The 13,500-nt window shown below is 60.9% G+C and carries 8 protein-coding genes; all 8 read left to right on the top strand.

Translation table 11 applies throughout. The annotated features are described in order from the left end of the window. The first annotated feature begins 133 nt into the window (after window positions 1–133). Window positions 134–4,375, top strand: coding sequence for a DNA-directed RNA polymerase subunit beta' (gene rpoC, locus BGK68_RS04790; RefSeq protein ID WP_075256132.1), 4,242 nt, complete (start codon window positions 134–136; stop codon window positions 4,373–4,375). Window positions 4,376–4,739: 364 nt separating this feature from the next. Beyond that, the gene (locus tag BGK68_RS04785) at window positions 4,740–6,995 is read left to right on the top strand and encodes a TonB-dependent hemoglobin/transferrin/lactoferrin family receptor (protein WP_233149233.1); all 2,256 of its coding nucleotides are present in this window, start codon (window positions 4,740–4,742) and stop codon (window positions 6,993–6,995) included. Window positions 6,996–7,023: 28 nt separating this feature from the next. Next, window positions 7,024–8,166, top strand: coding sequence for a hemin-degrading factor (locus BGK68_RS04780; RefSeq protein ID WP_075256130.1), 1,143 nt, complete (start codon window positions 7,024–7,026; stop codon window positions 8,164–8,166). A gap of 329 nt (window positions 8,167–8,495) precedes the next feature. Beyond that, window positions 8,496–8,879: a 30S ribosomal protein S12 gene (rpsL, locus tag BGK68_RS04775; protein ID WP_006465490.1), complete on the top strand. Its 384-nt coding sequence runs from the start codon at window positions 8,496–8,498 to the stop codon at window positions 8,877–8,879. A 156-nt stretch (window positions 8,880–9,035) separates the two neighbouring features. Then, a complete protein-coding gene (gene rpsG / locus BGK68_RS04770; RefSeq protein ID WP_006465489.1) occupies window positions 9,036–9,506 on the top strand; it encodes a 30S ribosomal protein S7 in 471 nt (156 codons plus the stop codon). Between the two features lie 128 nt (window positions 9,507–9,634). After that, window positions 9,635–11,740, top strand: a complete 2,106-nt coding sequence (fusA, locus tag BGK68_RS04765; protein WP_008334124.1) for an elongation factor G — start codon at window positions 9,635–9,637, stop codon at window positions 11,738–11,740. A 109-nt stretch (window positions 11,741–11,849) separates the two neighbouring features. Then, complete coding sequence (gene tuf / locus BGK68_RS04760) at window positions 11,850–13,040, top strand: elongation factor Tu (RefSeq protein WP_008334097.1); 1,191 nt, start codon at window positions 11,850–11,852, stop codon at window positions 13,038–13,040. Window positions 13,041–13,138: 98 nt separating this feature from the next. Continuing rightward, window positions 13,139–13,456: a 30S ribosomal protein S10 gene (gene rpsJ, locus BGK68_RS04755; protein WP_006464935.1), complete on the top strand. Its 318-nt coding sequence runs from the start codon at window positions 13,139–13,141 to the stop codon at window positions 13,454–13,456. Window positions 13,457–13,500 lie beyond the last annotated feature (44 nt).

The raw sequence follows: 13,500 nt of genomic DNA, 5'->3' as shown, positions 1-13,500 counted from the left end.
GGAGGTCTGTCCCGGTATCGAGCGGCACCACGAAGCAGAAGCTTCGCTGGCTCTCCCGCCGATGCGAACAGGGTTAAGCAGGGTGAACCGGCCACACGTAAATTTAGTTTCTCACGCCAACCTGGAGTGATACATGAAAGCACTGCTCGATCTATTCAAGCAAGTCCAGCAAAACGAACAATTCGACGCGATCAAGATCGGTCTGGCTTCGCCTGACAAGATCCGCTCGTGGTCCTTCGGCGAAGTCAAGAAGCCGGAAACCATCAACTACCGTACCTTCAAGCCTGAGCGCGACGGCCTGTTCTGCGCCAAGATCTTCGGCCCCATCAAGGACTACGAGTGCCTGTGCGGCAAGTACAAGCGCCTCAAGCACCGCGGCGTGATCTGCGAGAAGTGCGGCGTGGAAGTGACCCTGGCCAAGGTGCGCCGTGAGCGCATGGGCCACATCGAACTGGCGTCCCCCACTGCCCACATCTGGTTCCTGAAGTCGCTGCCATCGCGTCTGGGCATGGTGCTGGACATGACCCTGCGCGACATCGAGCGCGTGCTGTACTTCGAAGCCTACGTCGTGACCGATCCTGGCATGACCCCGCTGAAGAAGTGCCAGATCATGTCCGAAGACGACTACGCCGCCAAGTACGAAGAGTACGGCGACGACTTCATCGCCTTCATGGGCGCCGAAGGTATCCGCGAACTGCTGCGCTCGATCGATATCGACCGCGAAGCGGAAACCCTGCGCCAGGAACTGAAGGACTCCAAGTCCGAAGCCAAGATCAAGAAGTACGCCAAGCGCCTGAAGGTGCTGGAGGCGTTCCAGCGCTCGGGCATCAAGCCCGAGTGGATGATCATGGAAGTGCTGCCCGTGCTGCCGCCGGAACTGCGTCCGCTGGTGCCGCTGGATGGCGGCCGCTTCGCGACCTCCGACCTGAACGATCTGTACCGCCGCGTCATCAACCGCAACAACCGCCTGAAGCGCCTGATGGAGCTGCGTGCTCCTGAAATCATCACGCGCAACGAAAAACGCATGCTGCAGGAAGCGGTGGACTCGCTGCTGGACAACGGTCGTCGCGGCAAGGCCATGACCGGCGCCAACAAGCGCCCGCTGAAGTCGCTGGCCGAAATGATCAAGGGCAAGGGCGGCCGTTTCCGTCAGAACCTGCTGGGCAAGCGCGTGGACTACTCGGGCCGTTCGGTCATCGTGGTGGGCCCGCAGCTCAAGCTGCACCAGTGCGGCCTGCCCAAGCTGATGGCCCTGGAACTGTTCAAGCCCTTCATCTTCAACAAGCTGGAACTGATGGGTCTGTCGACCACCATCAAGGCCGCCAAGAAGCTGGTGGAAGCGCAAGAGCCGGTGGTCTGGGACATCCTGGAAGAAGTCATCCGCGAACACCCGGTCATGCTGAACCGCGCGCCGACCCTGCACCGTCTGGGCATCCAGGCGTTCGAGCCGGTCCTGATCGAAGGCAAGGCGATCCAGCTGCACCCGCTGGTTTGCGCGGCGTTCAACGCCGACTTCGACGGCGACCAGATGGCCGTGCACGTGCCGCTGTCGATCGAAGCGCAGATGGAAGCCCGCACCCTGATGCTGGCCTCCAACAACATCCTGTTCCCGTCCAACGGCGAACCGTCGATCGTGCCGTCCCAGGATATCGTGCTGGGTCTGTACTATGCCACCCGTGAAGCCATCAACGGCAAGAACGAAGGCATGATGTTCCAGGACGTGTCGGAAGTCATCCGCGCTTACGACAACAAGGAAGTCGAGCTGGCTACCCGTATCACGGTGCGTATCGTGGAACACCCGAAGGATCCGGTCACCGGCGAATTCGTGCGTACCGTCAAGCGCTACGAGACCACCATCGGCCGCGCCATCCTCTCGGAGATCCTGCCTAAGGGCCTGCCGTTCTCGGTGCTGAACCGCGCGCTGAAGAAGAAGGAAATCTCCAAGCTGATCAATACGTCCTTCCGCAAGTGCGGTCTGCGTGCCACCGTCGTGTTTGCCGACCAGCTGATGCAGTCGGGCTTCCGCCTGGCGACCCGCGCCGGTATCTCCATCTGCGTGGACGACATGCTGGTGCCGCCGCAAAAGGCTACCCTGATCGCGGCTGCCGAATCGGAAGTCAAGCAGATCGAACAGCAGTACTCCTCGGGTCTGGTGACCGCAGGCGAGCGCTACAACAAGGTCGTGGACATCTGGGGCAAGGCCGGTGACGAAGTCGGCAAGGCCATGATGGACCAGCTGAAGGTGGAAGACGTCATCACCCGCGAAGGCAAGAAGACCACCCAGGAATCGTTCAACGCGATTTACATGATGGCCGACTCCGGCGCCCGTGGTTCGGCTGCCCAGATTCGCCAGCTGGCCGGTATGCGCGGCCTGATGGCCAAGCCTGACGGCTCCATCATCGAAACGCCCATTACCGCGAACTTCCGCGAAGGCCTGAACGTGTTGCAGTACTTCATCTCGACGCACGGCGCCCGTAAGGGTCTGGCCGACACCGCGCTGAAGACTGCGAACTCCGGTTACCTGACCCGTCGTCTGGTGGACGTGACCCAGGATCTGGTCGTGATCGAAGACGATTGCGGCACCTCCAACGGTTCGGCCATGAAGGCGCTGGTGGAAGGCGGTGAAGTCATCGAAGCCCTGCGCGACCGTATCCTCGGCCGTGTGGCTGCGACCGACATCGTCAACCCGGAAGATCAAGCCACCCTGTACGAAGCCGGCACCCTGCTGGACGAAGACAAGGTCGAAGAGATCGAACGCATGGGTATCGACGAAGTGAAGGTTCGTACTCCGCTGACCTGCGACACCCGCTATGGCCTGTGCGCCAAGTGCTATGGCCGCGACCTGGGCCGTGGCCTGCTGGTGAACTCCGGCGAAGCGGTTGGTGTGGTGGCTGCGCAGTCCATCGGTGAGCCGGGTACCCAGCTGACCATGCGTACCTTCCACATCGGTGGTGCGGCATCGCGTGCAGCGGTGGCCTCCTCGGTGGAAGCCAAGTCCAACGGCACCGTGCGCTTCACCGCCACGATGCGTTATGTGACCAATGGCAAGGGCGAACAGATCGTCATTTCCCGTTCCGGCGAAGTGCTGATCACCGACGACCTGGGCCGTGAGCGCGAGCGTCACAAAGTGCCGTACGGCGCCACCCTGATCGTCAAGGATGGCCTGACTATCAAGGCCGGTACCGCCCTGGCTACCTGGGATCCGCTGACCCGTCCGATCATCACCGAGTACTCCGGTACCGTGAAGTTCGAGAACGTGGAAGAAGGCTCTACCGTGGCCAAGCAGATCGACGAAGTCACCGGTCTGTCGACCCTGGTGGTCATCGATGCGAAGCGTCGTGGTCCGTCGTCCAAGGTCATGCGTCCGCAGGTGAAACTGCTGAACGAACAAGGCGAAGAAGTGAAGATCGCCGGCACCGAACACTCGGTGACCATCGGCTTCCAGGTCGGCGCGCTGATCACCGTCAAGGACGGCCAGCAAGTGCATGTGGGTGAAGTACTGGCCCGTATCCCGACCGAATCGCAGAAGACCCGTGACATTACCGGTGGTCTGCCGCGCGTGGCCGAGCTGTTCGAAGCCCGTTCGCCCAAGGATGCCGGCATGCTGGCCGAAGTCACTGGTACCGTTGCCTTCGGCAAGGAAACCAAGGGCAAGCAGCGTCTGGAAATCACCGACATGGAAGGCACCAAGCACGAGTTCCTGATCACCAAGGACAAGCAAGTGCTGGTGCACGACGGCCAGGTGGTGAACAAGGGCGAAATGATCGTCGACGGTCCGGCCGATCCGCAGGACATCCTGCGTCTGCTGGGTATCGAAGCGCTGGCCCGCTACATCGTGGACGAAGTGCAGGACGTGTACCGTCTGCAGGGCGTGAAGATCAATGACAAGCACATCGAAGTGATCGTGCGCCAGATGCTGCGCCGCGTGCAAGTGGTGGAGCCGGGCGACACCAACTACATCACCGGTGAGCAGGTCGAGCGCTCAGAGCTGCTGGACGAGAACGATCGCGTGACCGCCGAAGGCAAGATCCCGGCGACCTACGAAAACGTGCTGCTGGGTATTACCAAGGCATCGCTGTCGACCGACTCCTTCATCTCGGCCGCATCGTTCCAGGAAACCACCCGCGTGCTGACCGAAGCCGCGATCATGGGCAAGAAGGACGGCCTGCGCGGCCTGAAGGAAAACGTCATCGTCGGCCGCCTGATTCCGGCTGGTACTGGCCTGGCCTTCCACCGCGCCCGCAAGGAAAAGGATGCATGGGAAGCCGAAGAGCGCGCAGCACTGCTCGAAGCCGAACGTGCCTCCCGCTCCGAGTTCGGCGACGAGGAAATCTCCTCGACCGAATCCATCGGTGGTCTCGAAGGCGAAGCGTAAGTCTCGCATCGCCCGGGTGGCTTGGTTGTTTCGGCCACCCGACACGGCAACAGCTAGCAGCTGCAAGAGAAGCGGCGTCGGAAGTCATTCCGGCGCCGTTTTTTTTCGTCCTGCAGGTCCTTTGTCCTTGCAGGGCGTAGGGGGAACGCAGCGCAGGCATTGCCAACGAAGAGCGAATCTCCTATCATCTTCAAATAATAATGATTCTCATCTGTGTGCGGCAAGGGTGAGTGAAAGACAGCATTCATGGCGGCCTGCGTATGCAGGTCGTTTCTTTTCCAAGAGGTAGCCAGCAGTCGCTAGTAACCGATCCAATCAAGGGGTGGTTACAGTGTCTCCATGCAAATCGAGGTGTGCGGCAGCCGTGTTCCTGGCGCTGCAGCAGTGGCTATGCGTCGGCGCCTATGCGCAAGCGGATCAGCCGCAATCCGTTCAATCCAGTCCATCAGATCCTTCCATCGTGCTGGCGCAGGCCAGTGGCAAGAAGCTGCAGGAGGTGGTCGTCACGGCCAATCGTTCTGGCAGCAGCGATACCGACCACGCGGCGGCGACCGTGTCGGTCATCAGCTCGGAAGAGATCGAGCAACACAACGCGCGCGACATCAAGGACGCGCTGCGCTACGAGCCAGGCGTGGAGGTGAAGCGCTCGGTCTACCGCATGTCCGGCATTACCGGGCCGGGCGCCACCACCGGACGGGGCGGCAACGAGGGCATCAGCATCCGCGGGCTGGATGGCAATCGTGTGTTGATGCTGGAAGACGGCATCAGCATGCCGCGCTCTTTCAGCCAGGGCGTGGCCAGCGTCGGGCGCGGGGCGACCACCGATACCGAGCTGTATCGCCGCATCGAGGTGCTGCGGGGGCCGGCCTCTTCGCTCTATGGCAGCGATGGCCTCACAGGCGCGGTCAACTTCATCACCAAGGATCCTGCCGACCTGCTGGCGGTGTTCGGCAAGAGCAGCTATTTTTCCTTCAAGCCTTCCTATGACTCCGGCGACCACAGCAGTGGCGCCAGCGCCAGCGCGGCCTGGGGCGGCCAGCAGTGGCAGGGGATGCTCATCTTGAATACGCGCCACGGCAGCCAAGCCGACAACAAGGGCAGCAACGACGTATTCGGCACGGCGCGCACCACACCGGACCCGATGCACTACAACACCCGTTCAGCGCTGGGCAAGCTGGTCTTCCGGCCCAATGGCGTGGACCTCTTCAAGCTGACCCTGCAGGCCACCGAGCAGCGGGACAGTGGCGACAGCCTGTCGGCGCTCACCAATGGCGTGACCCAGTACCACACCAGCAGCAAATCCACCGGTCAGCGCGCCACCTTCGCCTATGAGCATGTGGATGCCGAACATCCCTGGGTGCAGAAGATCAAGGCCAGCCTCACCTATCGCAATGCCGACACCGACCAATATACCTATGAGGCCGGGGCCAGCGCCGGCAGCATCGTGCGCCCGCGCTTCCGGGCGGTGGCGTACCAGGACCGCATGAGCGCAGGCAGCCTGCTGGCCGAGAGCAATTTCGGGCCAGACTATTGGCGGCACAAGCTGGTCTATGGGATGGACCTGAGCCTGTCGACCCTACAGGTCAATGCCAACGGCACTGGCTGGAGTACTTGCACCGGCACCCAGTATTGCCAGTATTTCCCCAAGACCGAATCGAACCTGCTGGGCGTGTATCTGCAAGATGAGATGCGTACCGGCGCCCTGACCACCATCGCCGGCCTGCGCTACGACAGCTACGAGCTCAAGCCGCAGGCCAGCGCCAAGTACGACGCCCAGGCCATCGCCAATGGCCAGCCTGCGGTGTCCAGTCGCGACAGCGCCTTGTCGCCACGCCTGGCCTTGCTGTATGAAGTGACGCCGGCGTTCATCCCGTACATCCAGTACGCCCGGGGATTCCGCTCGCCTTCGGCGCAGGAGGTCAATTCCTTCTTCAACAATACGGTCTACCGCCAGGTGTCCAATCCTGATCTCAAGCCCGAGACCAGCAATACCGTCGAGCTGGGACTGCGCGGCAAGCTTGCGTTGGGTGCGGGGGCGTTGCGCTACAGCGCTGCCGCCTACAAGGGAAACTACAGCAACTTCATCGACCTGGTCACGGTCGGCGGCAACTTGACGGTGGCCAACCCGACCATCTTCCAGTATCGCAATGCCGCCAAGGCCGAGATCCACGGGCTGGAAGGGCGGCTCGACTACCAGATGGACAACGGCTTCTCGCTCAAGAGCGGCTTTGCCTGGACCAAGGGCAGCACCACCAGCAACGGCGTCGAGCGCGGGCTGGAGTCGGTGGCGCCATTGTCGGTGGTGACCGGCTTGCGCTATGAGCGCAGCCAGCAATGGTTCCTCCAGAGCGACCTGGTCTACAACGCGGCCAAGAAGAAGGAAGACATTCCTACCGCGACCAATTTCGTCTCACCCGCCTTCTTCGTCATGGACATCTCAGGCGGCTACTACCTGAACCGCAACATGACGCTCTATGCCGGCATCCGCAACCTGTTCGATCGCAAGTACTGGAGCTGGACCGACATCCGCGGCTTGTCGCTGGCCGACAGTGCGGTCAACAAGGACGCCTATACCGAACCCGGCCGCAGCTTCAACCTGAGCCTGAAAATCGAATACTGATCAACGCAGCCACCTGAAAGGAATTTCCATGAAACACCGTAGCGCCCGTACGCTGCTGCCAGCCGCATTGACCCTCGCCTTGACCCTGGCCGGATGCGCCGCCAATCCACCCACGCTCTCCCAGCGCTGGACCCAGCTGCAGCAGGCCCAACCCCGCTTGCATCTGCGCGAGGCTGCGCGCCAGCTGGGCGTGTCCGAGGCAGAGCTCCTGGCCAGCGGCGCGAACTGGCAGGCCACGCGTCTGAAATCCGACGCCCAGGATATCCAGGTTCTCTATGACCGGCTGGCTGAACTGGGTCGCATCAAGGCCGTCATCCGCAACGACGATGTGATGCTGGAGCGCACTGGCGCGGTGACGCCGGTGCGCCGCGATGAACAGGGCAGGGTGGTGCCGGGGACCGGACTGGCGGGCGGCCCGATCGACCTGCGTATCGGCGGCGTCCAGTGGAGCAGCGCTTTTGCCGTCGCCCAGCCTGGCCGCGATGGCAAGACCCTGCGCAGCCTGCAGTTCTTCGATCAGCATGGCCAGGCGATCCACAAGATCTACCTGGACAACGACGAGCACGTCGCCGCCTATGAACGCGTGGTGGCCGAGTTCAGGATCGCCGGGCAGCCTGCCCCCTTGAATGTGCTGCCAGCCCCGGTGCAGCCAGCCGCCGGCGTGCGCAGCAATCCATCCGCTGCTGACGTGGCCCAGCTGCGCCAGGCATGGACGAAGCTGACCGACGTCCACCAGTTTCCTCGTCTGCTGCGCGAACTCAAGCTCAGCCGCGAACAGGCGCTGGAGCTGATCGGCGGCGATTCGGCCTGGCGTATCAGCGCGCAGGGCCTGCAGTTGTTGATGGACGACGCCCGCGCCCGGCGCCAGCCGATCATGGCCTTCGTCAGCCAGGGCGGCATGACCCAGATCTATAGCGGCATGATCGACGCGAGCAGCAATAACGGACCATGGTACGAGGTGCTGGGCGAGGATTTCCGGCTCAAGGTGCGCAGTGCGGCCATCGACCACGGCTGGGTGGTGCGCCGCCCGACCGACCATGGCATGGTGACCTCGGTGGAGTTCTATGACGCAGCCGGGCGCCAACTGGTCAACTTCTTTTCGCGCCGCGATCGGGGCCAGCCCGAGACGGCCCAGTGGCGGCGCATGACGGAGGCGCTGCCACGCAGTTGAGCAATGGGCAGTCATTGCATTCAGGAAAACATTGCCATTTCGCCACTGCAAAAGCGTGGCGAAATGGCCATAAACCGCGTCAAATCGGCGCTGCAGCTAGCTCCGGGTTGACCCGCTGGACATTCAGGCGTACACTCGCGAGTTCTCGAATTTAGGCTCTCCCGGGCTTATGCGTTCTTTGGTCTGAAACATCGCTTCTGCGACGCTATCCTCCCTTCCGGTCTTAAATCCGATTTGCGCGTTGTCTTGCGCACAAGAGTTTCCTGTGTGGTTCCGGGCAACCGATTCCGGAACCTGTTTTCAATGTTGTACTTTGTTGGATTAAAACGATGCCAACCATCAATCAACTGATTAGCAAACCACGTGTCCGCGCGATCGTGAAGAGCAAGTCGCCGGCGCTGGAAAACAGCCCGCAAAAGCGCGGTGTCTGCACCCGCGTGTACACCACCACCCCGAAGAAGCCGAACTCGGCGCTGCGTAAGGTGGCCAAGGTGCGTCTGACCAACGGTTTCGAAGTCATTTCGTACATCGGCGGTGAAGGCCACAACCTGCAAGAACACAGCGTCGTGCTGATCCGCGGCGGCCGTGTGAAGGACTTGCCGGGTGTGCGTTACCACATGGTTCGCGGTGCACTGGATACCCAGGGCGTCAAGGATCGTAAGCAAGCTCGCTCGAAGTACGGTGCCAAGCGCGCCAAGGCAGCGAAGAAGTAATAATTGGTGTTTATCATGACGCTCGCGCGTCGTGTGAACAGACTCAGAGTCGGTCCAGGACGGGCCGAGTAAGTGGAAGCCATGATGGCTCTCCGCGAGTGCAGGCGAAGTTGAAGCAGGGTTCGCCCACTCAACTGAAGATTGAAAGGAATCGAAATGCCACGTCGTCGTGAAGTCCCCAAGCGGGAAATTCTGCCGGATCCGAAGTTCGGCAACGTTGAAGTCGCCAAGTTTGTGAACGTGCTGATGCTGTCGGGCAAGAAGTCCGTCGCTGAAAACATCATCTACGGCGCCTTCGACTACATCCAGACCAAGTCGGGCAAGGACCCGCTGGAAGTGTTCTCTGCAGCCCTGAACAACTGCAAGCCGATGGTGGAAGTGAAGTCCCGCCGCGTCGGTGGCGCCAACTACCAGGTGCCCGTTGAAGTGCGTCCGGTGCGCCGTATGGCCCTGTCGATGCGCTGGCTGCGTGAAGCCGCCAACAAGCGCAGCGAAAAGTCGATGCCGCAGCGCCTGGGTGGTGAACTGATGGAAGCCGCCGAAGGCCGTGGCGGCGCCATGAAGCGTCGTGATGAAGTGCACCGCATGGCAGAAGCGAACAAGGCGTTCTCGCACTTCCGCTTCTAATCAAGACTGGACCTGGGCTTTTGTGATGATGAAGAGCCTGGGTCTGCATCTTAAAATTGGTTCGAGCCGAGCGTTTATTTGAAAAAAATGACGCTCGGTTTCGTGCATTAAAGACTTAGGAATAAATCATGGCTCGCAAGACCCCCATTGAGCGCTACCGCAACATCGGTATCTCCGCGCACATCGATGCTGGCAAGACCACCACGACCGAGCGCGTGCTGTTCTACACCGGTGTGAACCACAAGATCGGTGAAGTGCACGACGGCGCCGCCACCATGGACTGGATGGAACAGGAACAAGAGCGTGGTATCACCATCACCTCGGCTGCGACCACCTGTTACTGGAAGGGCATGGCGAACAACTTCCCGGCCCACCACATCAACATCATCGACACCCCGGGTCACGTTGACTTCACCATCGAAGTCGAACGTTCGATGCGCGTGCTCGACGGCGCCTGCATGGTCTACTGTGCAGTGGGCGGCGTGCAGCCGCAGTCGGAAACCGTGTGGCGTCAGGCCAACAAGTACAAGGTCCCGCGTCTGGCCTTCGTCAACAAGATGGACCGTACCGGTGCCAACTTCTTCAAGGTCTACGAGCAGATGCGCGCTCGCCTGAAGGCCAACCCGATCCCGATGCAAGTGCCTATCGGCGCCGAAGAAAACTTCGAAGGCGTGATCGACCTGGTCAAGATGCGCGCGATCTACTGGGACGACGCTTCCCAGGGCATGAAGTTCGACTACCGCGACATCCCCGAGCACCTGAAGGCTGAAGCCCAGAAGTGGCGCGAAAACCTGGTCGAAACCGCTGCTGAAGCATCGGAAGACCTGATGAACAAGTACCTGGAAGAAGGCGACCTGACCGAAGCCGAAATCAAGGGCGCGATCCGTCAACGCACCATCTCCGGCGAAATCGTCCCGATGATGTGCGGCACCGCCTTCAAGAACAAGGGCGTGCAAGCCATGCTGGACGGCGTGGTCGAGTACCTGCCGTCGCCGGTGGACATCCCCCCGGTTCCGGGCCTGAACGAAGACGACGAGCCGGTCGTGCGCGAAGCCAAGGACGACGAGAAGTTCTCCGCCCTGGCCTTCAAGATCGCCACCGACCCGTTCGTTGGTCAGCTGTGCTTCATCCGCTGCTACTCCGGTACCCTGAACTCGGGCGACACCGTGCTGAACTCGGTGAAGTCGAAGAAGGAACGTATCGGCCGTATCGTTCAGATGCACGCCAACCAGCGTGAAGAAATCAAGGAAATGATGGCCGGTGACATCGCCGCCGTCGTGGGCCTGAAGGACACCACCACCGGTGACACCCTGTGCGACGACAAGGCAATGGTCGTGCTGGAGCGCATGGTCTTCCCCGAGCCGGTGATTTCGCAGGCTGTGGAACCCAAGACCAAGGCCGACCAGGAAAAGATGGGCCTGGCCCTGAACCGCCTGGCTGCTGAAGATCCGTCGTTCCGCGTGCGTACCGACGAAGAATCGGGCCAGACCATCATCGCCGGTATGGGCGAGCTGCACCTGGACATCATCGTTGACCGCATGAAGCGCGAATTCAACGTCGAAGCCACCGTCGGCAAGCCGCAAGTGGCTTACCGCGAAACCATCCGCAAGACCTGCGAAGAATCCGAAGGCAAGTTCGTCAAGCAGTCGGGTGGTCGTGGTCAGTATGGTCACGTCGTGCTGAAGATCGAGCCGCAAGAAGCCGGCAAGGGCTTCGAGTTTGTCGACGCGATCAAGGGCGGTACCGTTCCTCGCGAATTCATCCCCGCCGTTGAAAAGGGTGTGCGTGAAACCCTCAACACCGGCGTGCTGGCGGGTTACCCTGTCGTTGACGTCAAGGTCACCCTGTTCTTCGGTTCGTACCACGATGTGGACTCGAACGAAAACGCCTTCCGCATGGCCGGCTCGATGGCCTTCAAGGAAGGTTGCCGCCGCGCCAGCCCCGTCATCCTGGAACCGATGATGGCTGTCGAAGTGGAAACCCCGGAAGATTACGCCGGTACCGTGATGGGCGACCTGTCCTCCCGCCGTGGCATGGTCCAGGGCATGGATGAAATCGCCGGCGGTGGTGGCAAGATCATCAAGGCTGAAGTGCCCCTGTCGGAAATGTTTGGTTACTCGACCACGCTGCGTTCGGCCACCCAAGGCCGTGCAACCTACTCGATGGAATTCAAGCACTACTCCGAAGCGCCCAAGAACGTGATCGACGCAATCGTCACCTCCAAGGCCAAGTAAGTTGCAGGAATGGCGATCCCTTCCGAGTGGAGGGGATCGCTGGCTGGATCACCAGCCACACATTGAATATTGAACATCGAACATATCGTTCTTTTGAAGGAAATCTAAAATGGCAAAAGGCAAGTTTGAACGGACCAAGCCGCACGTGAACGTCGGCACCATCGGTCACGTTGACCACGGCAAGACCACCCTGACCGCTGCAATCGCAACCGTTCTGTCGAAGAAGTTCGGCGGCGAAGCGAAGGCCTACGACCAGATCGATGCAGCGCCTGAAGAAAAGGCCCGCGGCATCACCATCAACACCGCGCACGTCGAATACGAAACCGCGAACCGTCACTACGCGCACGTTGACTGCCCAGGCCACGCCGACTATGTGAAGAACATGATCACCGGCGCAGCCCAGATGGACGGCGCGATCCTGGTGTGCTCGGCCGCTGACGGCCCGATGCCCCAGACCCGCGAGCACATCCTGCTGTCGCGCCAGGTTGGCGTGCCTTACATCATCGTCTTCCTGAACAAGGCTGACATGGTGGACGACGCTGAACTGCTGGAACTGGTGGAAATGGAAGTCCGCGAACTGCTGTCGAAGTACGAGTTCCCTGGCGACGACCTGCCCATCGTGAAGGGTTCGGCCAAGCTGGCGCTGGAAGGCGACACCGGTCCCCTGGGCGAGCAAGCGATCATGGCCCTGGCCGAAGCGCTGGACACCTACATCCCGACCCCGGAACGTGCCGTTGACGGTACCTTCCTGATGCCGGTGGAAGACGTGTTCTCGATCTCCGGCCGTGGCACCGTGGTGACCGGTCGCGTTGAGCGCGGCATCATCAAGGTCGGCGAAGAAATCGAAATCGTCGGTATCGCTGACACCCAGAAGACCACCTGCACCGGCGTGGAAATGTTCCGCAAGCTGCTGGACCAAGGTCAGGCTGGCGACAACGTCGGCGTGCTGCTGCGCGGCACCAAGCGTGAAGACGTGCAGCGTGGCCAGGTTCTGGCCAAGCCGGGCTCGATCAAGCCGCACAAGCACTTCACCGGTGAGATCTATGTTCTGTCGAAGGACGAAGGCGGCCGTCACACCCCGTTCTTCAACAACTACCGTCCGCAGTTCTACTTCCGTACCACCGACGTGACCGGTGCGATCGAACTGCCGAAGGACAAGGAAATGGTCATGCCGGGCGACAACGTGTCGATCACCGTGCAACTGATCAACCCGATCGCCATGGAAGAAGGTCTGCGCTTCGCTATCCGTGAAGGCGGCCGTACCGTCGGCGCTGGCGTGGTTGCCAAGATCTTCGACTAATCGTCGGATCAGCAGTAGCAGTACCCAGTAACACTAGTCGCATTTTTAACATCGCCGGGGATGATCCCCATCCCCGGTTCGTTCTTTAAAGGAAAATCATGTCGGTTCCTAGCCAAAAAATCCGTATCCGTCTGAAAGCTTTCGACTATCGTCTGATCGACCAGTCCGCACTGGAAATCGTTGACACCGCCAAGCGTACCGGCGCTGTCGTCAAGGGCCCGGTTCCCCTGCCGACCCGCATCCAGCGCTTCGACGTCCTGCGTTCGCCGCACGTCAACAAGACTTCCCGCGATCAGTTCGAAATCCGTACCCATCAGCGCCTGATGGATATCGTCGATCCGACCGACAAGACGGTTGACGCATTGATGAAGCTGGACCTGCCCGCTGGCGTTGATGTTGAAATCAAGCTGCAGTAATCAGCTGGCATAGTGTTGGAAAAGCGCACAACCTCGGTTGTGCG

This window comes from Herbaspirillum camelliae, from assembly GCF_001929405.1.
Classification (GTDB): Bacteria; Pseudomonadota; Gammaproteobacteria; order Burkholderiales; family Burkholderiaceae_D; genus Herbaspirillum; species Herbaspirillum seropedicae.
The sequence above is the reverse complement of the archived record's forward strand: the minus strand, read 5'-3'. Positions and strand labels throughout refer to the sequence as shown.

Bases quoted from the DNA above. Each gene is read 5' to 3' on its own strand.
- tuf (WP_008334097.1), top strand. From the start codon at position 11,850: ATGGCAAAAGGCAAGTTTGAACGGACCAAGCCGCACGTGAACGTCGGC.
- rpoC (WP_075256132.1), top strand. From the start codon at position 134: ATGAAAGCACTGCTCGATCTATTCAAGCAAGTCCAGCAAAACGAACAA.
- BGK68_RS04780 (WP_075256130.1), top strand. From the start codon at position 7,024: ATGAAACACCGTAGCGCCCGTACGCTGCTGCCAGCCGCATTGACCCTC.
- fusA (WP_008334124.1), top strand. From the start codon at position 9,635: ATGGCTCGCAAGACCCCCATTGAGCGCTACCGCAACATCGGTATCTCC.
- rpsJ (WP_006464935.1), top strand. From the start codon at position 13,139: ATGTCGGTTCCTAGCCAAAAAATCCGTATCCGTCTGAAAGCTTTCGAC.
- rpsL (WP_006465490.1), top strand. From the start codon at position 8,496: ATGCCAACCATCAATCAACTGATTAGCAAACCACGTGTCCGCGCGATC.
- rpsG (WP_006465489.1), top strand. From the start codon at position 9,036: ATGCCACGTCGTCGTGAAGTCCCCAAGCGGGAAATTCTGCCGGATCCG.